General features: G+C 48.8%; 22 protein-coding genes, 1 tRNA gene and 1 pseudogene. 10 read left to right on the top strand and 14 right to left on the bottom strand.

Going from position 1 to position 23,817, the window contains the following annotated elements:
• Positions 1–38: 38 nt before the first annotated feature.
• Positions 39–128, bottom strand: a tRNA-Ser gene (locus tag GA003_12785).
• Between the two features lie 67 nt (positions 129–195).
• Positions 196–1,797, bottom strand: a complete 1,602-nt coding sequence (locus GA003_12780) for a solute:sodium symporter family transporter (GenBank protein QXD26905.1) — start codon at positions 1,795–1,797, stop codon at positions 196–198.
• A 337-nt stretch (positions 1,798–2,134) separates the two neighbouring features.
• Here GA003_12780 and GA003_12775 point away from each other — a divergent pair, with 337 nt between their 5' ends.
• Complete coding sequence (locus tag GA003_12775; GenBank protein ID QXD26904.1) at positions 2,135–2,461, top strand: efflux RND transporter permease subunit; 327 nt, start codon at positions 2,135–2,137, stop codon at positions 2,459–2,461.
• A 19-nt stretch (positions 2,462–2,480) separates the two neighbouring features.
• On the opposite strand, the gene GA003_12770 is transcribed toward GA003_12775, so the two are convergent.
• Complete coding sequence (locus tag GA003_12770) at positions 2,481–3,128, bottom strand: hypothetical protein (GenBank protein ID QXD26903.1); 648 nt, start codon at positions 3,126–3,128, stop codon at positions 2,481–2,483.
• Positions 3,129–3,479: 351 nt separating this feature from the next.
• Here GA003_12770 and GA003_12765 point away from each other — a divergent pair, with 351 nt between their 5' ends.
• Entirely contained in the window at positions 3,480–3,887 is a 408-nt protein-coding gene (locus GA003_12765) for a DUF393 domain-containing protein (GenBank protein ID QXD26902.1), read from the top strand.
• A 2-nt stretch (positions 3,888–3,889) separates the two neighbouring features.
• On the opposite strand, the gene GA003_12760 is transcribed toward GA003_12765, so the two are convergent.
• The 6 genes from GA003_12760 to GA003_12735 form a co-directional block, all read right to left on the bottom strand.
• Positions 3,890–5,164, bottom strand: coding sequence for a hypothetical protein (locus tag GA003_12760; protein ID QXD26901.1), 1,275 nt, complete (start codon positions 5,162–5,164; stop codon positions 3,890–3,892).
• Between the two features lie 431 nt (positions 5,165–5,595).
• On the bottom strand, positions 5,596–6,399 hold the full coding sequence (locus tag GA003_12755) for an alpha/beta hydrolase (protein ID QXD26900.1): 804 nt from the start codon (positions 6,397–6,399) through the stop codon (positions 5,596–5,598).
• Between the two features lie 48 nt (positions 6,400–6,447).
• The gene (locus GA003_12750; GenBank protein ID QXD26899.1) at positions 6,448–7,257 is read right to left on the bottom strand and encodes an alpha/beta hydrolase; all 810 of its coding nucleotides are present in this window, start codon (positions 7,255–7,257) and stop codon (positions 6,448–6,450) included.
• 83 nt (positions 7,258–7,340) lie between these two features.
• Positions 7,341–7,964, bottom strand: coding sequence for a hypothetical protein (locus GA003_12745; protein QXD26898.1), 624 nt, complete (start codon positions 7,962–7,964; stop codon positions 7,341–7,343).
• 313 nt (positions 7,965–8,277) lie between these two features.
• On the bottom strand, positions 8,278–9,213 hold the full coding sequence (locus tag GA003_12740) for a DUF5050 domain-containing protein (GenBank protein QXD26897.1): 936 nt from the start codon (positions 9,211–9,213) through the stop codon (positions 8,278–8,280).
• A gap of 2 nt (positions 9,214–9,215) precedes the next feature.
• Positions 9,216–9,548, bottom strand: a complete 333-nt coding sequence (locus GA003_12735) for a hypothetical protein (protein ID QXD26896.1) — start codon at positions 9,546–9,548, stop codon at positions 9,216–9,218.
• 71 nt (positions 9,549–9,619) lie between these two features.
• Here GA003_12735 and GA003_12730 point away from each other — a divergent pair, with 71 nt between their 5' ends.
• The 6 genes and pseudogenes from GA003_12730 (at position 9,620) to GA003_12705 (ending at position 16,968) form a co-directional block, all read left to right on the top strand.
• The gene (locus GA003_12730; GenBank protein ID QXD26895.1) at positions 9,620–10,465 is read left to right on the top strand and encodes an alpha/beta hydrolase; all 846 of its coding nucleotides are present in this window, start codon (positions 9,620–9,622) and stop codon (positions 10,463–10,465) included.
• Positions 10,466–10,597: 132 nt separating this feature from the next.
• Positions 10,598–11,902, top strand: coding sequence for an ammonium transporter (locus GA003_12725; GenBank protein ID QXD26894.1), 1,305 nt, complete (start codon positions 10,598–10,600; stop codon positions 11,900–11,902).
• A 55-nt stretch (positions 11,903–11,957) separates the two neighbouring features.
• Positions 11,958–12,296 (top strand): P-II family nitrogen regulator, encoded by a 339-nt coding sequence (locus tag GA003_12720; protein ID QXD26893.1) that lies wholly within the window; start codon positions 11,958–11,960, stop codon positions 12,294–12,296.
• Positions 12,297–12,794: 498 nt separating this feature from the next.
• Positions 12,795–15,154: pseudogene (locus tag GA003_12715) on the top strand (CehA/McbA family metallohydrolase).
• A gap of 323 nt (positions 15,155–15,477) precedes the next feature.
• Positions 15,478–15,939 (top strand): hypothetical protein, encoded by a 462-nt coding sequence (locus GA003_12710; GenBank protein QXD26892.1) that lies wholly within the window; start codon positions 15,478–15,480, stop codon positions 15,937–15,939.
• A 258-nt stretch (positions 15,940–16,197) separates the two neighbouring features.
• The gene (locus GA003_12705) at positions 16,198–16,968 is read left to right on the top strand and encodes an NIPSNAP family protein (protein QXD26891.1); all 771 of its coding nucleotides are present in this window, start codon (positions 16,198–16,200) and stop codon (positions 16,966–16,968) included.
• A 14-nt stretch (positions 16,969–16,982) separates the two neighbouring features.
• Here the strand turns inward: GA003_12705 and GA003_12700 are convergent, their stop codons facing one another.
• Positions 16,983–18,272, bottom strand: a complete 1,290-nt coding sequence (locus GA003_12700; GenBank protein QXD26890.1) for an amidohydrolase — start codon at positions 18,270–18,272, stop codon at positions 16,983–16,985.
• A 134-nt stretch (positions 18,273–18,406) separates the two neighbouring features.
• Here GA003_12700 and GA003_12695 point away from each other — a divergent pair, with 134 nt between their 5' ends.
• Positions 18,407–19,747: an arylsulfatase gene (locus tag GA003_12695; GenBank protein ID QXD26889.1), complete on the top strand. Its 1,341-nt coding sequence runs from the start codon at positions 18,407–18,409 to the stop codon at positions 19,745–19,747.
• A 4-nt stretch (positions 19,748–19,751) separates the two neighbouring features.
• Here GA003_12695 and GA003_12690 read toward each other — a convergent pair whose 3' ends face one another.
• The 3 genes from GA003_12690 to GA003_12680 all read right to left on the bottom strand — a co-directional run bounded on the left by GA003_12690 (position 19,752) and on the right by GA003_12680 (position 22,379).
• Entirely contained in the window at positions 19,752–20,465 is a 714-nt protein-coding gene (locus GA003_12690; protein QXD26888.1) for a hypothetical protein, read from the bottom strand.
• A gap of 30 nt (positions 20,466–20,495) precedes the next feature.
• The gene (locus GA003_12685) at positions 20,496–21,122 is read right to left on the bottom strand and encodes a DUF1080 domain-containing protein (protein QXD26887.1); all 627 of its coding nucleotides are present in this window, start codon (positions 21,120–21,122) and stop codon (positions 20,496–20,498) included.
• Between the two features lie 390 nt (positions 21,123–21,512).
• Positions 21,513–22,379, bottom strand: coding sequence for a DUF4097 domain-containing protein (locus GA003_12680; GenBank protein QXD30427.1), 867 nt, complete (start codon positions 22,377–22,379; stop codon positions 21,513–21,515).
• 263 nt (positions 22,380–22,642) lie between these two features.
• Here GA003_12680 and GA003_12675 point away from each other — a divergent pair, with 263 nt between their 5' ends.
• Positions 22,643–23,176: an SRPBCC family protein gene (locus tag GA003_12675; GenBank protein QXD26886.1), complete on the top strand. Its 534-nt coding sequence runs from the start codon at positions 22,643–22,645 to the stop codon at positions 23,174–23,176.
• Here the strand turns inward: GA003_12675 and GA003_12670 are convergent, their stop codons facing one another.
• Positions 23,177–23,560, bottom strand: a complete 384-nt coding sequence (locus GA003_12670) for a hypothetical protein (protein ID QXD26885.1) — start codon at positions 23,558–23,560, stop codon at positions 23,177–23,179.
• Positions 23,561–23,817 lie beyond the last annotated feature (257 nt).

The following is a 23,817-nucleotide window of genomic DNA, read 5'->3' as shown; positions in this document are numbered from 1 at the left end:
ACTTTTAAACTTCCTATATAATGGCACGACTAGGCAAATGGCGGAGAGAGGGGGATTCGAACCCCCGGTAGAGTTTCCCCTACACCTGCTTTCCAAGCAGGCCCGATCGACCACTCTGGCATCTCTCCAATAATAGCAGAAGGCATCGAAGATGCGTTTCTCTAACTCCAGGTCAAGTATTCTGTTTGGCTTGATTTAGAACCAATGCAGAAAGGCATACATGGCTACCACTGACAGCAACACAGCTGAACCGGCAATTTTTGTGCCCGACCAATATTCGGAGGTACCTTCCCCATGAAGCGTGCCCCAGAAAGAGGGAATATCTATCTTGGGCTCTGACGGTTGAGTTTTGCTCATCACCATCATAATGATGATAAGAAGAGCGAAAGTCATACCCGTGACATGGAGCCAGTGAACCAGCTGAACACCCATACCTGGGAGGATCATGTTGAACAGTATATAGAGACTGATGCCTACGAAAATGATGATTTTGGCTCCGAGCGCTGGTGAGCGACGGATCATGATACCTGAGACGACCAGTGCAAAAACCGGCACACTGAAGGTGGCACCAATTTTCTTCATCAGATTAAACAGGCCATCGGGTGCGTGCACGATGAAAGGGGCCACGATCATCGCAAACAAGGCTAAGCAGATACCAAATATCTTGCCCGCTTTTACCACCTGTTTGTCGGTGGCATCCTTGTTTATCAGGTTCTTATAGATATCGAGACCGAAGAGCGTCGTCGAGCTGTGGAGGCAGCTGTTGAATGAGCTCAATATGGCTCCAAACATCACGGCACTAAAGAACCCGACTAACCAGGTCGGAAGTACTGCCTTTACGAGCATAGGGTAGGCGAGGTCGCCGTTTTGTAGCTCAGGTCCAAATAGCTCGAGTGCGATTACCCCGGGAAGCACGAGGTAGAGAGGTCCTAAGAGTTTTAGAAACGCAGCTCCCAATACTCCTTTTTGTCCTTCCTTAAGCGACTTAGCACCGAAGGTCCGTTGAATGATGAATTGGTTGGTGCACCAATAAAACATATTCACCATGAGCATGCCGGTGAAGAGTACTCCAAAGGGAATATCTGAATCGCTGTCACCCACCGGGTCGAGCATGGGGCGTTGATTGTCAACGATGCGATCAATACCTCCCAACATGCTTCCATCACCCAGGGCCATCAAACCCAGGAAGGGGATGAGGAGTCCGCCAATCAGTAATCCTGCTCCGTTGATGGTATCTGAGATCGCGACGGCTTCAAGTCCGCCCAGGATGGCGTAGAGCGCTCCAATGATGCCAATAGCCCAGACCATGATGAACACGGATTGTTGTTCTGAAATTCCGAACACTTCGGAAACGCCGAACAAGCCGTTCATGGCGAGTGCACCTGAGTATAGAATGAAAGGCAGGAAGCTTAGGGCCAGGGCTAAAAGAAACAACACACTCACGTAAGTACGTGTCTGCCTATCGAAGCGTTTTTCCAGGAATTCTGGAATGGTTGTGATTTGACCAGACCAGTAAATGGGGAGGAATTTCCAAGCCATCATAACCAAGGCCGCCGCGGCGATAACCTCCCAGGCGATGACGACAAATCCGTTCATGTAGGCACCACCGTTAAGGCCCACTAATTGTTCGGTAGACAAATTAGTCAGCATTAAGGAACCCGCTACGACAAACCAGGGAAGGCTGCGGCCTGCCAGGAAATAATTGCTTCCAATACTTTGATCATCATTACGGGTTTTCCACCACGAGATGACCGCTACAAAGATGGTAAAAGCAAGGAAGGAGACAAATGCGAACATAGAGAAGCTAGATTGAGTTCAAGAAATTAAGCCTGAATTATATACCAGTCGTAGAGCACTCACAAAATGAATACAAGGTGGAATATTCGCGGTTGATTCCTGTAAGGATTCGAGTGTTGAGATTAAGCGATGTAAGAATCAATTCCCCCTGTCTTTTCTTGACCTTCTTGAAATCGGTTCCTTTTGTTCCAGTTGTCCCTATGAAACTTTTGCTTGCTTGTTTTATTGCTGCATCCCTGGCGGTCCCCGCTGCGGATGTTATTCAGTTATGCAAGCATCAGTCTGGGGATGTTCATTTTTTTGCGGAAAGTTTTTGTGATGGAACCGTCTCGCATCATTGGTGGGCTTCATAACGCTCTTTGGTATCGCCGCTCGAAATGGCATCTTGCTCATTTCTCACATTCGAACACTGATGAATGAAGGAAAGCCGTTGCAGGATGCGGTCAGGCAGGGATCGCTTGAAAGGCTTAATCCTATTCTCATGACGGCCCTGACAGCTGCATTAGCACTCATTCCACTTGCCTTGGGGGTAGGAGAAGCCGGTAAGGAGTTGGAGGCGCCGATGGCGATCGTTATTCTCGGTGGCCTCATTACATCGACCTTCTTGAATATGATAGTTATCCCCAGTCTCTATTCGTGGTTTGGGAAAGCGGACCCGGTATAAATTGGATGGCCGAACTGTCTTAATTTCCCCAGCCGAGATTTACACCGACCCAGAATATATCGTCCAGTGACTCGCCTGCTTTTTCATCCAAACCAATTGTGTAGGCTATATACCCGCCTAATTCTACGCTGTCATTTAACGGGGTTGAGATCTCTAAACCCATCTGAAGGTTGTTTAAGCCATCGTGCTCATCTGCCACGTAACCTTCATTGATACCAATCAGCAGGTAGGGAGTCCAGCTAACGGAGGAGTCTTCGAAGGATCGTGATACTACGAGTTCGATAAAGGTTCCTCCTGCTTCGTCGGAGTAGACAAATGCCGCTCCGAAATCCAGGTCATTAAAAGCAGTGGTTCCCAGCACAAGTACGAATTCGTTATCGGATTCATTGTCTTCAGCAAAATCCAGCCAGGTATAACCAATAGCAATATCCAAATTTTCGAGTGACCATCCGTAGGCTGCAGCGAGATTTAGCTCAGAGTAATCTACGCTCGTTCCTTCTGCATACCACCCGGCGAGAATCATTTCGCCACCGTTTTCGAAATGTTGGTTCCACTCCAGGGCAACAGAGCCAAGGCCTCCATCTTCCAAATTGTCTCGGCCTTCCGAAATGTATTTGCTGTCCCACATGGCAGATGTGAACCAGTTGGAGCTATGTTCGTAGCTCAAATCATGGTGCGTTGGATGCGAAGGGTGCTCCACTTGGGCTATAAGAGCAGACTGAACGCAAGCTACCAAAAATAGGTGCGTTACCCATTTGAAGAATAGACTTTTAGAATGGTTGGCGAGCATCGGAATGTTGATGGTTTGAGGGCGTTGTTGGAATTGGCTGATTGCCTAAAAGTAACTGTGTCTATTAAATGCAATTTTGATTACTCAAAATCAAGTCCTAGCATCAAGGATTGATTCATTTTTACGCCCTAAAATCGAAAGACATTATTCAAAATTCGTCCAAAACATGAATATTGTGAGGAAATAGGGTTTGCCCAAGACGAAGTAGCCAAAGAGAAGACAAGGAGGATGAGAGACAAACCGATACTATTTTACGATGGAGACTGTGGCCTGTGTCACCGGTTTGTGCTGTTTGTACTGAAACGTGAACAAGAGCCACTCTTTAGGTTTGCTCCATTGGGTGGGGAAACATTCCTTGCCTCTTTCAATGAAGGGGAGGCAGAGGCATTTCCAGATAGTTTGATCATCAAGACAAGTGAGGGGGATATTCTGACTCTATCCGATGCAGCTGTATATGCACTCAAGACACTTTCGCCGGGCTGGAGTAGAATGGGTAAGTTTGTCGGAATTCTGCCAAAGTCCGTACGTGATTTTGGCTACCGTTGTGTGGCAGCGGTCCGAAGGAAGTTATTTAAAAAGCCGGAGGGTGTATGTCCCATCGTAAGACCCGAGCTGAGAAATCGATTGCTACCGTAGGTTTACGGTTTGTCGGTTGTTTTGGGAAACACTCCCGCTTGATCGGCTTCATTCAGGATCAATTTAGCATCCCTGGCATTAAGGTATTCTTGGATGGGGTTTCCAGAATGCCACCGCTGTTTGTCAGCGATAAGACGTTGTTTGATCTTGTTGAGGTTGTTGAGGTTCACGAACAGCGAGATGCTATAGAATGAAATCGAACCTGCGAATAGCAGAGGGAGTATCCACGATTTGATTCTCCACTCTTTCCAATACAATTTGGCATAGCCGAGGTAGACGCAACAGAGCAACAGTGTGCTGTAGATGCGATAGCGTGATGCCAGTCCTTGTTTCGCACCCAGGTCAGTCCTTGCCACAGTAGTCATAACCGCTGACAACAATAGATAGACAACAAAGAAAAATAATACCGGGTGTTTTTTTAGTAGGCCGTTCTTGATGAGCAATGCGAGAAGGGCCACCATCAAAACCGCTAGCAGATTTAGCCAAGGTGATCCAAGGAAATGAAAGCAAGAGCCTATGAAATTAGTGAAAAAATGTAGGTATTCAATCGGGGTGTTCCCTTCCATGTTTGCCTGGAGGTGAGTTCGTCCAAGAAAAAACCTAAACGCGATCCAGACGACTGTCAGTGAGATTAGGCTAATGAGGGCTTTTTTTGAATAGCTGGCGGAACCCTTTCGCAGATTCCAATATTTGTAAAGCTCCCAAAGTATCAGTGTTCCCAATACAGCCATCCCGAAGCCGTTTGTGAGGAGAGCCAAGCTCGTAAACAGCAGTGCCAGCCATTTGTCATTCTCGCGTGTCGAGCTCCAGAGACGGATGGTTGCCAAGGAAAACAACAGTCCGGGGAAATTATGTAGGCTCGTGGTGCTCCAAGTGATGGTGCCCCAATAGGATGGCTGAAAGAGTAAGAAGGGTAGAGGAGCAAGCCAGATCCAGGGAATATTCTCGTTGGCCTGAGTCCTTAGAAGCACCCCATAAAATAATAGAAATACAAAACCGCCTAACCATTGGTGCCTCACCAGGTTAACGTCTCCGAATATCCAAAGGTCGAAACTAGCGGTTGCTTTCAGGATGAGATGGATGTGTTCGTTGTGAGGAACAAACCAGCCTTTGAGTTGCTCTGCCGCCGGCTGAAGCGCATGGACTAGCACCGTTGTATAGTCGTCTAGAAACGGAAAGTTGTAGGCATAGATCCAGATGAGGATGAAATAGATGAAGACAGGAAATATGAGGAGGCAGGCAATGCTCCAACTAGGCCTGGACGATTGGGATTCCATAAATACCGATTAAGGACCTTTTGTTTATAGATTCCTCTGCAAATGGAAACAAAACAATGTCCTGTCTTGGGAGCGAGGACTTCTAGCAAGCTACTTACTTGGTGTTATGTTGATCATCAAACATTCGATTCAGGGGGAGGCATAGGTGCTGTCCTCCCTTATATCAGCTTCGGCGTTCAGGTAGTTTTTTGAAATAGCGATTGTGGTTATCGCCAGAAAAATTCTTTGATAGGTTGATTCATTTTAGGGGATGGCTCTAGTCATCAGCCAAAATTCGCCCGTCGACTGTAATGCTGCCCCATTTAACCGCTTTCCTGAAGTTGATGAGGTCTTTGCCCCTTAGATTTATGGGACCGTAATCTACGCGATAAAACAGCTAAAGGAAACTTGCTGGGATGTGGGAGTTTTTCGAAGCCGTAGGGGATTTAGCTCTACGGCCTATTGATATAACCCTGCTGTTCCAAGAAGAGGATCATGTCTCCCACGGTTTTGTAGTAATATGGATTCGATCCCTCGCGGTAGTTGAAGAAGCCGTGCGTCTGGCCTTCATAAGAGAAAATATGGCATTCGCTTCCGGCTTTGTCCAAGGCTCGTTGGTAAGCGTAGGCACCAGCAAGTGGAGTCGTTGTATCTGCAGTGCCCTGAAAAATGACTGCTGGTGGAGCGCCTTCTTTAATGTGTTTAATAGGAGATAGATGTTCTGGGTTATTCAGTCCTAGCCCAGGATTGAATAGGATCTGGAGACTTGGCTTGAGCGGGATATCGGTGTCATCCGTTTCCGCATCGTAGCCGGGAAGGTTCGCAATCACAGTGGATAGGAACCCGCCAGATGATCCGCCGCCCACCGCAATGCGTTCCGGGTCCAATTTGAATTCCTCAGTGTGCGCTCGCACCCAGCGGAAAGCTGATTTCGCATCCTCAATACAACGAATGGCGATGCTCTCGTCTCTTTCTTCTCCTTCAACCCTCCCACGGATGTTGGTATAAACAGAGGTAATTCCCATCTTGGCCAGGATCTTGCCGTGTTCGAAAAATTGGTCCGGCATATCTCGTTTGTTAAGTCCACTTCCATAATACCAGACGATGGCTGGAGATGGGCCATCTGTTTTCTCGGAATGGGTCACATACAATTCGATTTCCGTGTCACCCACGGTTTTGTAGATGAACTTCTCCCGTTCTCCTGCGGCTAGGATAAACGGAATCAAAAGTAGACAAACAGAACTTAGGATTTTCATAGATACTGGGTTTTAATGGCTAAAAAATGTACGTTTCCAGTGGGCAGACTATTTCGAAAAGTAACCGTGCTTTTCCAGGTAGACGAGCATATCTCCAACTGTCTTATAATAATGAGGCATGCTTCCCGGTCGGTGATTAAAGAATCCATGGGATTGGCCTGCGTAGGCAAATAGGGTGCATTCACTTCCCACCTTATCCATGGCGCGTTGATAGTCGTAGGCTTGCGTAATGGGAACGGTGGTGTCGGCTTTGCCGTGGAAAATAACGGCGGGAGAAATACCTTTTTTAACGGTGTGAAGGGGTGAGTATCCATCTCCGGTTACTTTACTTGGATCGACGGCAGGGTTGAATAGAAGTTGAAGGCTTGGATTGATCTCGATACTCAAGTCGTCCTTGGGATCATCGTAGCCTGGGAGGGTAGCTACGGCCGCGGCAAGATGGCCACCAGCAGATCCACCGCCTACCGCAATTCGCGTGGTATCGATATTGAGTTCCTTCGCATGTGCTTTTACCCAACGGAAAGCGGATTTAGCGTCTGCAATACAATTGGAGATGTCCCGGTTTTGGGCAGTGCCTTCATATCCACGGTAGTCGACTGAGACGGATACAACCCCTAATCCTGCGAGTATCTTTCCATGTTCAAAAAACTGACCCGCTCTACCTCTAGGATTCCAACCTCCACCATGATACCAAACTACGGCCGGGGAAGGAGCATCCTGTTTTTCCGGTTTGAAGATATGAACAGCCAGCTCGCGATCTCCGACTTTTTTGTAAATGCGGACCTCGGGGTCATTACCAAGGATGAAGGCTGAAGGAAGAAGAATGAAGACCAGACTCAGGAGTAGTAGTTTTTTCATAGGGTAATGGGTAGGGCGACCTCGCCGACCGTGTCAGGTCGTAGCCTCGTGCGAAGACTGAGGGCGCCGTTTCGTTATAATCATTATTTCAACGTCACTTCCACATCACTGAACCATAGCCCCATACCTTCAGGGTTACGGTGCTCTGTAGAAATAAGGATACCATTAAAGTCCTGGTTTCCCTTCCACACGGTGGGCCGACCTTCGCCTTCACCACCACGGATAAAGCTCCAGGCAGTCACGGTAAAGTCCGCAGTGTAAAACAGCTCGTAGACATCTCCGGGCGTATAGCCATCTTCATTATTATAAATGCACCGCAGTTTATGAACGGTTTCCCCGCTGATCGGATCCTTCACGTTTTCCTCCTCCTCAAAAGTCAGGGTTGGATCCCACACCACCTGAAACGGAAACAAAAGCCAGAACACATCGTTTATGAATCCTTTATCAATCTCCGCATCCATCCCTTCCCCACGTGTGTAGGTCACATCCTTGTCGTGTGCCTTGACCTTATCTTCATGTGGCCACCACGTCCAGGTCCGTCCAAAGGACCGGCGAGGACTCTTCACGTTGAAGGTATAGGTGATCGACTCTACCTTCTCCCAGTTTTGATAACCGTACGTTTCGGCGATCAAGCTGGCTGCGTCGTTAGCGGAGGAAATCGAGGTCGATGCAAAGAGAAGAATGAGGAATGCGAATTTTTGTTTCATATTATAGCTCTGGCTTTCAACTTCGTTTTTGTAAACAAATTATAGCTCTTCTAAATCCTGTGTCAGACCGATAGTTGCGATACAGAGTATCAGCGGTTTCTTCACGGCGTTCAATTTGAAGGCTATGCGAGCTTCCATATAAAATCCCCATTCAGAAAAAATTTGGTGAGTTAAACTCTGGTATGTTTGGAAGCAGGGTAAAGAAGTTGGGATTCTTATGGGTTTAATCTAACTCTCAATCGCTATTAAATTCAAGATTCTATTCTAAACTCTAAAATATTGGTTCGTACGGCTATATTCCAAGTAAGGACTACTACACGACTACCCGGAAGAAACGCCCCGTGATGAGAGTCGATTCCGGAGCATTAACTTCCTCGGTGTAGGAGGTCGTGGTCTCATTTGCCCGAGCAGCGACGGTGGCAAGGACTTCCCAATTGTTCATGTCAATGCTGCGTTCGACCGAGTAACTGTTACCGGGAACCGAATACCATTCAATAGTGAGTGACCAGATTCTATCTGGCCCCTGTGTGCGGAGATCCCAGTCGAATCCGGAAGCAGAACCTTCTTGCGGTGTGTAAGGAATTGGATCTGGAACAATGGCCAGATGAGAGCCTCCGAATACGGTCGACTTGTTTGCATCAAGAGTGATGCCGGATTTATTAGCCCAGTGTAAATCGTCACGGGCTAGCCAATAAATTTTGGTTGAGTCGTGTACGATTCCGGCTGGATCCCAATTGATATTTTGGTCGAAGTTGGCGTGACCATCCACCCATATTTCAGGATTGGATCCGTCTCTGTTGACCCGGTAAATCGCCTCTTGAGCTGCATCCGACCAAAAGAGGTGATCGTCGTCGATCGTCATGCCGAATGCTCGAAAGCCAGCGTCATTTCTAGGGGCGGTTCCTAGGCTATTGGTTGCTGGATCGTATTCTAGGGCCAGAGGCGCAGTGGTAAGATCTAAAAACAGTTCTGGGTTTCCCCCATCCAGGTCGCAGCGATAGATGCCTTCATTGTTGTTGTCACACCAGTAGACCTGTCCATCTGCGGTGGCGATGGTGGAAATGTTCACACTAGATAGCTCAGGAAAAGAGACATTAGGGACTTGGATGATCAGAGGATTTCCTCCATCTATGTCGCAGCGCATGAGGGCTCTATCTATGGCAAAGAAGAAGTATTGCCCATCCGTAACGAGTTCTGAATTGAGCGGAAATCCTTCGTCGCCTGCTTCGAATGTGCTTTCTAAGCGCATGTCTAGGACCCGTTCGATTTCTGCGCTCGCAGTGACGGAATTTCTAGGCGCTCGGCAGATAGCCTTTCCAATCCATCAATCCAGTATATGAAATTGCCCACGATGGTAATTCCACTTGGCAGAAAGGTGCTACTATCAGGAGTAGCGACTGAGCGTTCGTAGATATTCAGGTAGACCTCTTGTGCTATGAGATCCTCTGATTTATAGACGTATGCATTCTGGGAGTTCCCAAATGAAAGATAGATTTCAAGGCTGAATAGCTTTATCGGAAGTAATAAGGCTATAGATACGACGGCTAATTTCTGACACATATAGAGAAGGGTTAGTTTCTCCATACATAAAATCTTATCTGGATACCAGTAAAGTTTGTAGTAATTTCTATTTTCTTAATTCTTTGTTTAAACTTATGAGACTAATTATTTATAGAGCAGTATCGCTCATCATTGTTGTTTTCTTTATCGGATCTTCGAATTCAACTGTCGCTGTGGGAGCCCCAGTAGATTCCACGAGAGTGATTCATGGTCAGCTCAGCAATGGTACTACTGATCCCTCACCCAAAATCGAAGTGTACTTGCCCGTGGAAAAGGGCCGCACGGATATCGGTGTGATCATCTTTCCCGGTGGTGGTTACCGTGGATTAGCCGAACACGAGGGACCAGGTTACGCGCATTTCTTTCAATCAAAAGGGATCGCTGCTTTTGTAGTCGAGTATCGTCTTGCACCGGGTGGGCATAAGCACCCCGCCATGCTGGAGGATGCTTTGGCTGCGATTGAGACCGTGCGTTCGCGAGCCACAGAGTTCGGAATTGATCCAGGCAAAGTGGGAGTGATGGGTTCGTCGGCTGGTGGGCATCTAAGCGCGCACACCGTGACCAGCTACAGCGAATATTCGGATAATCTTCGTCCAGCTTTTGGCATTCTCTGTTATCCGGTGGTTGAGATGGACGGAGCCTACACCCATGCAGGATCACGTAGGAATCTCCTTGGTGAAAATCCGTCTAAGGAATTGCGGCGCTCGGTTTCGCCTGAATTGAAGGTGACTGCTGAGACGCCTCCCTGCTTTATTTGGCATACGGTGGAAGATCCGTTGGTGCCAGTTGAGAACAGCTTACTGTTTGCTTCGGCTCTGCAGGCGAAAGGCGTACCTTTCGAATTGCACGTGTATCCAAAGGGCCGACACGGGTTGGGTCTTATCACGGATTTTGGTTGGGAGGATTCCCTCATTCGGTGGCTCCACGAGTTGTTTGAGTAGTCTCTCGAGAGTAACTTTTAGTATGAATTTTATTCATCAAAATGATAAATAAAATAAAATAGTACTTGTGAGAGAGCTTTGGTGAGGGGTAGAGTTAGATGGTTATCTCTCTAAATCGTTTATTCTCCAATTATGCTCTTCCGATTCGTTAAAAAAATTGTCTCCGCATGTCTGCTGCTCTCGATAGCTCCCGCAATAGCTTCTGCAGCCGGACATGAAAGTTCTGCTCTCAATTCGGGCGATACCGCCTGGATGTTAACCGCCACGGTGCTGGTCTTGTTTATGACCCTGCCCGGTTTGGCTCTTTTCTACGGTGGTCTCGTTCGTTCCAGAAATGTGCTGTCCGTACTCATGCATTGTTTTGCGGTCGCCTGTTTGGCCTCCGTGCTTTGGGTCGTCTGCCTTTACAGCCTGGCATTCTCCGATGGCAATGCCTGGATTGGAAACCTCGACCACATATTCCTCAAAGGAATCACGGTGGGTGAGCTGAACGGGGGCACGTTCCCGGAAACGGTCTTCATTATGTTCCAGATGACTTTCGCCATCATCACCCCTGGTTTGATTGTCGGAGCTTTTGTTGAACGGATGAAATTTTCTGCCATCCTCCTGTTTACTACGCTTTGGTTGTTTCTTGTATATGCTCCAGTCTGTCACTGGGTTTGGAGTGGCAATGGTTGGATGTTCAATAACGGCACGATTGATCTCGCTGGAGGAATCGTCGTTCACGCGACGGCTGGTATTTCCGCTTTAGTCCTTGCCAAAATGTTAGGACCTCGGTCTGACTTCCCCAAACGCATTCGTCCTCCACACCATCCTGCAATGGTCATGATTGGTGCCTCCATGCTCTGGGTGGGATGGTTCGGCTTCAACGCCGGATCCCAGGTGGCCGCCAATGAAGCGGCTGGCATGACTATGCTGGTCACTCACATCTCCGCTGCGGTAGCGAGTTTGACCTGGATGGTCGTAGAATGGCTCAAGACTGGTAAGCCGGGTCTCGTCGGTATCGTTACTGGTATGGTCGCTGGTCTTGCTACGATCACACCTGCTTCAGGTGCGGTTGGCCCTATGGGTGCCGTATGCATCGGCTTCCTGGCCGGTCTCATTTGCTACTTCGCCTGCGGCATTGTGAAGAATTCATTGGGTATCGACGATTCTCTGGATGTGTTTGCTGTTCACGGAGTGGGAGGCATCATGGGCACCATTCTGGTTGCCCTTTTTGGTGTTGCCGCTTTCGGAGGGCTGAGCGACCACGGCATCGGAGCGCAACTGGTCACCCAAGTGAAGGGTGTTGGTGTTACCGTTATTTGGTCCGCTGTGGCTACCGCAATCATCGTATTTATTTGTAAAGCTGTCACAGGATTGCGAGTCTCTGAAGAAGTCGAACACACTGGCCTCGATCAAGAGGAACACGGTGAAACTTCTTACAACTATGAATAAATATGGTTTCTAACTATAATCACTTTATTTTCACCAACAAACTTAAGCTCTTAGCATGAAATTAATTAAAGCTATTATTAAGCCCTTTAAACTCGAAGACGTAAAAGACGCCCTGTCTGAAATCGGGGTCGTAGGAATGACCGTTACGGAAGTAAAAGGCTTCGGTCGCCAAAAAGGTCACACCGAGATTTATCGCGGAAGTGAATACACGGTCGATTTTCTGCCAAAGACTCAGCTTGAGATTGTGGTGGACGAAGGCATTGTTAAACAAGCGGTCGAAGTCATTATCAAAACGGCCAACACCGGTAAGATCGGTGACGGTAAGGTCTTTGTCATTCCGGTTGAAACCGCCGTTCGCATTCGGACGGGTGAGACCGATTCAGAAGCGCTTTAAGTCTACGCTTATTTTTCACGGGGTCCAATTCGTTGGGCCCCGTTTCTTTTGTACGGACCGGCTTGTGCTGGAGTTGGACCCCACTATTACTAGTGACTGCATTATGGAAGAGTCCGAATATGATGAAGATAAGAAGGTAAAGATTACCTCACAGCCCATTTTCTGGGTAGCGATGCTGTTAGTTGTATTTAATGTATGTCTATATTTCTGGTCGGTGAATCGAAGTTCGGAGTCAGAGAACGATCAGGCTGTGGAGCAGTTAGAAAAAGAGTAGGCCAAGAGCGTCCCTGCTCCGCCGTTGCGGATGATAAGGAATCGGCACGGCAGGATGCCGTGTTATTCAGCGCTTCGCTTGTAGATGTGTCCTCCCTTCGTTCATCGGTAGCCCTACCAAAAAGGCCAAGCTGGTGCTTGGCGTTCCCAGGTCCCTAAGCTGCAAGCTTTATCTTTTTTCGCCTTCGGCTTTAGATGGGATTTCCAAACCCCGTCTATTGCCCTATGAAAAAACTTCTTCTCTTCGGTACTCTTTTATTTACGCTGCTCAATCCCTTGTATGCTCAGGATTTTCTTCCGGTGTATGAAGTTGAGCACCAACCCTTAATCTCGGCAACTCAACGCTTATTGGATGCACTGGACTATGTCGGAGCACCGCTTAGTGAAGAGGACGAAGCGCAAATCAAAGCGTTATTTCGAGACGACGATGGAGAGCGTGCTGTAGATGGGATTCAGGAGATCCTAGATCGCTACTGCGTAGCTGGCGTCCATATCAGTGATGAGAGTCGGGTGAAAGTAGACATGGGCTCCGTGGATAAGAAACTGGTCCAGCAAAGGTGGCGGACCTTCCTGGTCAAAGTACACAATGAGGCTGAAATAACACCTACATTGGTCGCCGAAAGTCCGAATGCAGCTCCCCAATACCGTAGAAGCACCGGTTCGAAATCCCCGTCGCTCGATATCACTTTTTCCGACGTGGCGCAACGTTGGCTCGACTTGACCATGTATGATAAGCGGCCGATGAATCCTCGACTTTCCGGACTCGAACTGGAGTATCGCATCATTCAACTCTACAGCCGCGACGTAGGTCGTAGGGAAGCGACCCTGGCTTTCAATGTGGGGCAGGGGACCCAAGATATCGGCTTCAGAAATGGCGTGGGGATTTTATTTCAATGTGTTCCTGCAGTGGATGTAGTGCTGGGAGTGAAGGATCACGATGGTGAACCGACGAGTGCTGCTTTTGTTGTTAAAGATCAAGACGGACGCGTTTACCCAAATCCCGCTCGTCGCTTGGCGCCTGACTTCTTTTTTCACGACCAGGTTTACCGGGCCGATGGAGAATCGATTCTTCTACCACCTGGAAAATACTCGATGACTATTTCTCGTGGCCCTGAATATTATCCGGAAACCCGTGAGCTTGTAGTTGGAACTGGATACGTGAGTCAACGCGTCGACTTTAAACTCAAACGTTGGATTCACCCTGCGGCCATTGGTTGGTATTCAGGTGATCATCATGTGCATGCAGCCGGCTGTGCTCATTACGAAAACCCAACGGAGGGAGTTTCTCCTTCGGATATGATGAGGCATATTCTTGGTGAAGATTTAAATGTAGGCTGCGTGCTTACCTGGGGACCCTGCTGGTATGCGCAAAAGGAGTATTTCGAAGGTAAGGTTTCCGCCTTATCCAGAGAGAACTATGTAATGCGTTACGATGTCGAGGTCAGCGGTTTTCCCTCTTCTCATGCCGGGCACCTCTGTCTTTTGCGCTTAAAAGAAGATGACTCCCAGGAACGACCAAAGTTGAAGAGTGGCCTAGTTGGACGCTTCCCGTTTTGAAATGGGAAAAAAGCAGGGGGGGTGTGGTTGGCTATAGCCATTCTGGTTGGGGGCTTGGATTACCCGATATTGGTCCTAATGGACAACGAATGCAAACCATGCCCTATCGAACCCGATTCAATGCTCGATCAGGACGGGCTGCCGATAAGTTGCCTGACTATGAGATGCCTCCTTTCGATGGTATCGGGGCTAATGAATATGTGGTGGCTGCAGCTCACAATGTGTGCGACTTTATCTCGACGGTTGATACACCTGTTATTTGGGAACTCAATGTCTGGTACTACACATTGAATTGTGGATTTCGTACGCGCATATCTGGCGAAACTGACTTTCCATGCATATACGGAGACAAAGTGGGTCTAGGTCGAGTCTATGTGAAGTTGGACGAAGGCCAGCCGCTCGACTTCGATACCTGGATTCAGGGCGTGAAATTGGGCCGCAGTTACGTAGGCGACGGCATGAGTCACTTAATTGATTTTAAAGTGAATGAGGTAGCTGTGGGAGAAGCAGGTTCGGGTGGCGAAATCAGTCAGCTAGATTTGAAGGCACCAGGAAAAGTAAAAGTGAGTGTGGATGTTGCTGCGATGCTGGAGCCAGAACCTACTGAATGGACCGAGAGCATTAGAAACTCCCGTTTAGATAATAAGCCCTATTGGCATGATGAGCGTAGTCGGATTGGCAATACACGAAAAGTGCCGATTGAACTGATCGTTAATGGAGAAGTGGCGGCGATAAAGGAAGTTTATGCGGATGGAGCTATGAGCCGCATGGAGTTTGATCTGGATATTGAAAAGTCCAGTTGGGTGGCCTTACGGATATTGCCGACTGCGCACACCAATCCCGTTTTTATTGAGGTGGATGGACAACCTATTCGCGCGAATAAACGCAGTGCTCAGTGGTGCATGGACGCGGTGGATACCTGTTGGGAATCAAAGAAAGGGCAAATCGAAGACCGTGATATTGAAGCCGCTAAACTAGCTTACGACCAAGCGAAAGAAATCTACCGGAAAATCCGGGAAGAATCCTGAATTAGCTCCCTCGGTCTAACATACGGCCTTTCGAGGGCTTCCTGGTGAGTGATTTCATGTTATCCGTGTGGCTAAGGGGGATCATTCGTGCGGAAGCGATTGGGAAGAGGGAATCCAAAATACCTTGGGGCAAATGACAGAAATGCAGCCGATTGGACTACAAAGAGGGGTAGATTCAGGGTATTTCTGCTGAAGATTCTGCGTTTTTTGTAACTTTCTGCTATCTTAGGCAGTTAAATCTGTGTTGAATGAAACTTGAACTGTCTCCACTTTTTTGCGTCTCTAGCGGAACACTTTTACATCAAACCAATCAATACACCTTAATGAAAACACGTTTACTCGCTTCAATAATTGCCCTCGTGATCGCATTTGGCGGTCTTAACCTCTCTGTCCTCAATGCCGCGTCTCACGGTGGAGGCGGCCATGACCATACTCCTCTCGGCGAAGAGATGGAAACTATCAGCAAGGCGTTTCGTACATTGCGTCGCCAAGCAAAAGACCCTGCCAAGAACGCTTCTTCAGCCGCACTCGCGGGTAAGATGCTAGCTGCAGCCCAAAAATCTCTCGAATTCGAACCTGCCTGGAAAGAAGACCAGCCTAAGGGTGAACAAGCCGACTTCGTTAAGGGATACAAAAAGGGCATGGAGCAAATGGTTGCTCATTTGACCGCTCTTGAGAAAGCATTCAAAGGTGGCGACAATGCAAAAGCTGAAGCCATCATTGCTAAGTTGCGTGATGCCCAAAAGAAAGGTCACAAGGCTTACAAAAAGCCTGATGAAGATTAATCTTTAGCTTCCAAACAATTTATAAAGGCCAACCCAGATCGGGTTGGCCTTTTTCTTTGTAGATTATGTCTGTGAAATGTATCCACTCCGCTCCAGATTCACGAGCGGCAAGGAACCGGAAGACTCGCTTCATTTTATGGAGCTGAAACCGGCATGCCAGGCTGGTAATTATCAACTTAGGGGGTGACTGAATAATCGGATCTATCAATTTTTGATATTTTGGGTGACTGCCGCCCTGAATTTCCTCAATTTGGGCGAATGAAAATTCGTTCTTCACTGATAGTCACCCTGATTGTTACCCAACTTTTATCATTTGCTGCTACCCAAGCGCACGATACCCGGAGCTTTGAGATCCGTACTTACTACGCTGCTGAAGGGAAGTTAGACGATCTTATCGCCCGATTTCGTGACCACACCTGCGCGTTATTCGAAAAGCACGGGATTGAGAATATCGGTTACTGGGTTCCGAAGGATAATACGGACAACAAATTGGTCTACATCATCGCTTTTCCTGATCGCGTAGAGCAAAAAACCATGTGGCGCGCCTTTCAAGATGACCCAGCTTGGAAAGCAGCAGCAAAGGCTTCTTCTGTGAATGGAAGACTGATTACCAAGATCGACAGCGTATTCCTGGATGCGACCGAATACTCTCCTCGAGTTGTGAGACGCCAGGATTCTCCCAATCGTTTGTTTGAGATCCGCACTTACAAAGCAGCTGAAGGTCGTTTGCCTCATTTGCATGCCCGCTTCCGTGACCACACCATTGGTCTTTTTGAGAAGCATGGTATCGAGAATGTTATCTATATGCAGCCGCAAGCTGATCAGGAAGGAGCGGCCGACACGCTTATTTATCTGATTACTCACGACAGTGAAGAGGCGCGCAAAGCTTCCTTTGGAGCGTTTGGACAGGATCCCGATTGGAAGTCTGCTCGCAAAGCCTCTGAAGAAAGAGCCGGAGGTGGATTGACGGTCAAAGGTGGAGTGACCTACGAGTTTCTTGAGCCGACCGACTTCTCTCGCATGAAGTAAATCTGGGATCGGTCTTACTGATTCTGTAACATATAGTCCACCGCGAGGTGCGACATGGTTCGTATGCCATTGAGCATCGCACCATCATCGACCATAAACAGTGGGGAGTGATTGACCGGTGTGTCCTCTGTGAGTTGGCCATCTGGAGTCACGCCTAGAAAGTAGAACATACCGGGAACTTCTTTTTGAAAGAAGGAGAAATCTTCGGCTCCCGTGGTCATGGTGCTCTCGAATAATTTGTCGGCGCCCACCACTCTTTCGAGGGTTGGAGTCATCGCTTCGGTCAGCTCCGGATGGTTGATGGTCGGTGAATAACCGGTGTCAGCACCGATGTAAACGTCTGCCTTTGCCCCAGCGCTTTCGGCAATCTTTTCAGCGGTTCGTTTAACTTTCTCGTGGTAGGCCGATCGGACATCGTGATCAAAGGTTCGTATGGTACCGGTCATGACCACTTCGTCGGGAATGATGTTGTTTCGTTCTCCAGCTTGTATGGTACCGATGGATACAATCGATGGGCTGCCCAATATCGGCACCTGGCGACTGGCCACGGTTTGAACACCCAGGATGATTTGGGCTGATACGGTGATCGGATCGATGCCCCCCCAAGGTATGGCTGCATGCGTTTGTTTCCCGGTTACCGTGATTCTTAGGAAATCGGAACTCGCCATGAGTGGGCCTGGTTTTACGAGAACCGAACCCGATATACCGGGACGGACGTGCAGACCGAAAATCGCATCTACTTTTGGATGTTCTAAAACCCCTTCCTGGATCATTTGTTGGGCTCCCCAAACCGAGGCCGGCCAGGCACCTTCTTCCGCAGGCTGAAAGATCATCTTAATGGTGCCGGGCAGCTCATCTCTCATCTTGGCAAATACCTCGGCAGCTCCCATGGCGATCGCGACATGAGCGTCATGACCACAAGCGTGCATGACTCCCACTTCTTTGCCTCCATACTCAGCTTTCACTTTCGATGCATAGGGTAGGCCGGTTTCTTCCGTAACGGGTAGGGCATCCATATCGGCTCGCAAGGCCACCACGGGTCCGGGCTTACCGCCTTTGAGAACACCAACTACGCCGGTGACGGCGACTCCGGTTTGCACTTCATACCCCAGGCTGCTGAGGTGATCGGTCACCAGGGCGGCGGTTCTGAACTCCTGGTTCGAAAGTTCAGGGTGCTGGTGGATGTCGTGTCTCCACGCTATCACTTTTGGTTCGACGGTTGAGGCCAGCTTATCGACGGTTTTGCCTAAATCTGCCACCACAAACGTGGGAAGTAGCAAAAGGAGTAAGGAAAGTTTCTTCATGGGTTCTATTGTTGAATTCCAATGATAGACTCACAAACAGAAAATGGATCGAATGCGGTCCATCCCTTTTTAATCGCATGAATCTTTGCAGGCATGACTTGTCAATTCATCCAGCGGTATCTTTATTCAAGCTTATGTCTACCTCTAGCTTCTCAAAACTAATTGTCTTTTTACTGTTAGCTCTGCCTCTGGGTATATGTGGAAAACCCAACTTAATTTACATCATGGTCGATGATCTTGGGTATGGTGACCTGAGTTGCTTCGGTCAGACCGGGTTTGCGACGCCTCACATTGATCGTCTGGCTGCGGAAGGTATGAAGTTTACCGACTACCACTCGGGGAATACCGTTTGCCGTCCATCACGCTTAGCGCTTTGGACAGGCCTTGATCCCAGGCATGCACCCATTACTGGGAATGCGGCCTACGCCTTGCAGGACTCGGATGTCACCGTGGGAGAGTTGTTGCAGGATGCAGGTTATGTAACGGGCGGTGTTGGCAAGTGGGCATTGTTTGACGGTGAGGATGGGCATCCCAATGACCATGGTTACGATTTCTGGATGGGGTTTTTAAACCAAAGTAACGCACACAATTTTTATCCTCCTTATCTTTGGCGCAATCGAGAGCAGGTGCCTCTCAAAGGAAATCTACCTGGGCCAGCGCATGAACCGTATCGTGGGCGCGTGGCTAATGGACGTGAGACCTACTCGCATGATGTGATGACCGATGAGGCGTTGGGTTTCATTCGTCGCAATGCCGAGAACCCGTTCCTGCTTCACGTGCACTGGACCATTCCCCACGCCAACAACGAAGGGGGTCGTGCCTGGATGGATGGTATGGAAGTGCCAAGCTATCGTGAGTTTGCCGATAAAGACTGGCCCAATCCGGAAAAGGGTTTCGCCGCCATGATCACGCACATGGATCGCGATGTTGGAAAGATCATGACCTTGCTTAAGGAGCTGAAAATCGATGATAACACGCTCGTCATTTTCACCTCCGACAACGGCCCTCACCATGAGGGCAATCACGATCATGAATTCTTCAATTCCAATGGTCCTTTGAAAGGCTATAAACGCGACCTCTACGAAGGCGGCATTCGCGTGCCCATGATTGCCCGCTGGCCTGCCAGGATCGAGCAGGGGACCACCTCGGCGTTCACTTCCGCATTCTGGGATTGGTTACCCACGGCTTGCGAACTGGCAGGGATAGAAACGCCCGACCATGTGGATGGCAGTTCCCTCTTACCTGCCTTCCTGGGTAAAGAGGAGAAACGTATGGACCCCCTGTTCTGGTTGTATGAGGAACGTCGTGGTCGCAAAGCGGCCGTCCGCTTGGGTAATTGGAAAGCCATTCAAAACAGCGAGGATGCGGACTGGGAACTCTACGACCTCTCCAAGGACATTGGCGAAGAAAAAAACCTGGCCCCTGATAACCCTGAGCTGCTCGCCGGGCTGGTTCAGTTATTGGAAGCAGAGTAGAGGGCTAACTAGCCCTTCCATCTTCCAGCCGCCCTGCGAAATATTCGCTTACATCCTGATGCAAGGCGGGTTTTTCGGATGCCCATGTCCACACTCCGTTAGCGTCCAGGGCGATATCGTGTTGAGGGGTGTAATCATGCCTGGGAAGAATGTTCAGTCGACTGACGTAGCGTCGGTTTTTGGTCTCTCCATGCCAGAGGTGAACCAGGCTGCCATCGATGTATCCCACCTGTCCCTGGACGGATTGGTGAAAGGCCTGCGCCCAGGCGAAGTAATGATCCCTCCTCGCTCCAAACATTCTGTGGTAATCGGCAGTGAGCTCCAGCCAACCCATGGCAGATCCCAGAATGACACGGTCACCACCCCCGACTATACAGGCATCATACAGACCGTGGGTCTGAAGCAATTCCCGGCGACAACCCCAGGCCAGTCCCGTGGTTGACTTGGCTTCTCCTGATACGCGCTGGTAATCTTCCTGCACTGAGTCACCCAGGACAATGCGGTAGCCGGTTGAAGGCCTCGTGTCTACAGCGGAAGAATGTGCGTCACCCTGTAAAACCATCGCAAGGTCAGCGTCTATGGGTAGGTCTTTGCGCTCTTGAAACAGATGCACCAGATTGAAGCTTTTCAAAGCCTCCATCGCTGCCTCAGCCCAATCCGGTTTTTCAAAGATCACATCGCAATCAATCCAGGCGATGTATTCACATTCATCAGGCAACGAATCGACAGCGAGATTGAGGAGCCGCTCCTACAGTTGAGTCACTTCAATCTTACGAAACTCCAGATGACCGAGTTCACCTTGAATGCCAATATGGCCGGTCAAATTCTTGATGCTTGTGCAAGTGGTGATCACCGTTCCATTGAGTTTTACCTCCATGGTTTCTCCTAGGCAGGTGATTTCGTAAGTGTGCCATTCCAAAGCTGGCTTGTAGACGCTCTTCAATGCATCGAGGCTGGACTCGGATTGAAATTCAGGAGCGCCGTAGGGAATAATAAAGCCAAGTGGATATTGATGTTCGATTTCATCGAGACATTGCACTTGGTAGCCATTATTGGGCCAGCCGTTCTCGTCGTCGTTGCTGGTGGGGCCGGTTCGGACAAAGATACCGCTATTAGCGCCTTTTTCCATAAAACGAAATTCCATGGTCAGCGTAAAATCGCCAAAGGTATCGGCTGACCTGAGCCATCCCGTGCCCTTGTTGATCGTGAGCACTCCGTCAGCAACGGAGAATTGACCCCCATTCTGAATTTCCCAGCCGTCAAGGTTTTCACCATTGAACAGGGAAAGGGTGTTTGAACTTTCTTCGGTGGCTGAGCCGCAGCCAACTAAGAGAGAAGCGATGAGTGAGAGTGTGAGATAGGGGAGTATTTTCATATGATTGAACAAAGAGTCGTTAATGGCCTGACCTTTATTCAAGTGAGAAATGAAAGCAAGCTGATAGAATGGGTGAGCCGATGAAGTGTGAAAGTGTAGGAGCGGATCAAATTTAAACAGAAGGCAACAAAGGGAACGAAGGTTAGGATGTACGTTTGTGTCTTCGTTGCCTTCTGTTCAATGAAACATGAGGATTAGTTTGTCCGCTTTGGTTGTATGGAAGGCACTGGTATCCTTGCCCTGCCACCTAGTGGGGCGTACGATTCGGCATTGCGAGGACGCAATTGCCCTACCATTTTTTGAGTATCGAGTTTATTTGCCGAGCCAGCCTACGCACAAAGCTTCGAGCGGTACAACTGGTGCCCCGCGTTCCCAGGAAAGGGCAGCGTTCTAAATCGAGTTGAGATGGATGCTGCCGCCCGAGGTTCTTGTCTTCAGAAGTGGACCGCCCGCGTTCAAAGTTCCTTTTAAGGAAGAGCGTTTCACATGCGATGTTGAAAGGAGCAGTTGTGTTGACACTCCACCTCCTGATGTGGATGCGTCGATGGCCAAATTGGCTTCTCGGTTGATGGCTACGGTGATACTTCCACCGGAAGTTTTAAGATAGCAGTCTTGGGTTGGCTGACTCGCGATTGAAGCCGTGATACCTCCACCTGAGGTGGTTGCTTCCAAGTTTCCTTGGACAATGCCCAGGCGAATAGAGCCACCGGAGGTCGAGACGTTTGCATCTCCATGAACGTCGTTGATGACAATGTTACCCCCTGAAGTACGTCCCTGCAATTTACCAGTGATCGTCTCTGACTTGATGGATCCTCCAGAGGTTCTCATTTCCACATCTCCGTTCAAATTGTTGGCTCGAATACCTCCACCGGAAGTTCTTGCGATCACATTTCCGTCCACAGACTCCATGACGATTCCCCCACCTGAGGTGCGTAGTTCGGCATCGCCTTCCAGATATGATAGGTTGATCCCGCCGCCAGAGGTTTTGGTAATTACGTCAAATGACTTTGGTAATCGGACCGCAGCCTTGAAATTGAGACGTTTGCTAGATCCAAACAAACTCCACCCTGTAAGCTTGTTGTCGTAGGTCATGATACAACGGATGTCGTTTCCTGATTGCTCGAAAGTAAGATCGAGTTTCTCCAGCTCCTTGTCGAAATCGTCTTGGTCACCCCGTTTGAGAGTGCGAGTAATCTCAATACTCACTTCTGAGCCATTGTAAGTGTCGATATCGACTCCAGCTGATTGGAGCTCCAGGGAGAGTAGCCCTGAGCCACTGGTGGTGAACGTTTCTTTTACAGTGTCTTCGACTTTGGCGGAAAGTTGAGTCGAGGCTACTAGTGAGAGGAGAAAGGGAGCTCAGAGGCCCAGATTTTCGAGTTTTCTGATATTCATATATGAAAGGTTGTTTATCTTATTACCCGGCTGATTGCTATAAGTTACAGTATTTCAAAAAAATGATCCTTGAAGCGATCGCTTGTCAAAGGGGTGTGGATTACTCACAGTCCCAAAGCTTTCCTATGAAGATATTAAAGATCTTATCGGCTGTTGTGGCTGTTGTTTTTTTAGTGGTGTTTGCTGGTTCCCTGGTACTGCCCAAGTCATACCAATACGAGAGGTCTTTTGTTATTAACGCTCCGGCTCAGGCCATCTTTCCCTTAGTCGGGGAGTTACGAAATTGGCCTGAATGGTCTCCCTGGATTGAAATGGATCCGGAAATGAGAGTCACTTATGGCACCACTACCACGGGAATGGGAGGAAACTACCATTGGGCGGGAGAAACAGCAGGCAGCGGAATAATTACCATTTCTGAGTTTGATCCACCGAAGGGCGCTACGTTCGAAATGCAATTTAAGGGGTGGGAGGATAGCCCGTCCTTTGCCTCGTTCACTCTAAGTCCTGAAGAAAATTCGACACACGTCACCTGGAGCTTCGCGGGTGAGTTTCACGGAAACCCCATCAAGCGGTATTATGGTATCCTAATGGAGAAGATGGTGGGCGAAAACTACGAAAAGGGCTTGGCTAATCTCAAGCAGCTCGCCGAAAAGGAGTAGCTACTTTCCGCGCGGTCCTGGTCGGCGTTGGATATTATTGGCTGGTGTCGTATCCAGATCGTATTTGGGAATGTCTTTCATGAGCGACTTTTCGTAAGCACCCAGAATGAAACTTGAAAGTATGCCAAAGGAGACCACGCCCAGGCAGAAGGCGAGTTTGAATTTGGGTCTGAGTTGTAGTTTGGTTTCCTGCTTTGCCAAATAGGTGACAAGGACGATCGAACCGATCCATGCGATGGGCCAGGCAAGTCCAACGCTTCTGAATGTAGAACGGATTTCTCCAAATACCGAGAAGCCAATGAATCCGAGGGCTATAATGAGGGAGAATAACAGGCTGTTCCCTTTTAGGACCTTGATGAGGAATCTGAGGTAAAAGAAGTCCATGAAAAACCTAGCGCAATTTTCTCACAGAGTTGTTCCGAAGAATGGAGTGGTGACATGACCGAACGCGAAGCGAATCGGTCCAATGTTGAGGCTGACGACGGAGAAGCGCGGGCGCACACTTCTGTGCTTAACTAAGCTGTGATGGAGTTCCGAGAAGCGAAGCTTCGACAAGACCGGATGCGGAGCAGACCGGAACAACACTCGGCATGTCGGCCTGAAAATACGTGGAATAGGCATAATGCCGGAGAGAATCCTGA

This window comes from Opitutia bacterium ISCC 52 (assembly GCA_014529675.2).
GTDB lineage: Bacteria > Verrucomicrobiota > Verrucomicrobiia > Opitutales > UBA2995 > UBA2995.
This window is presented reverse-complemented; position numbering and strand designations above follow the sequence as displayed.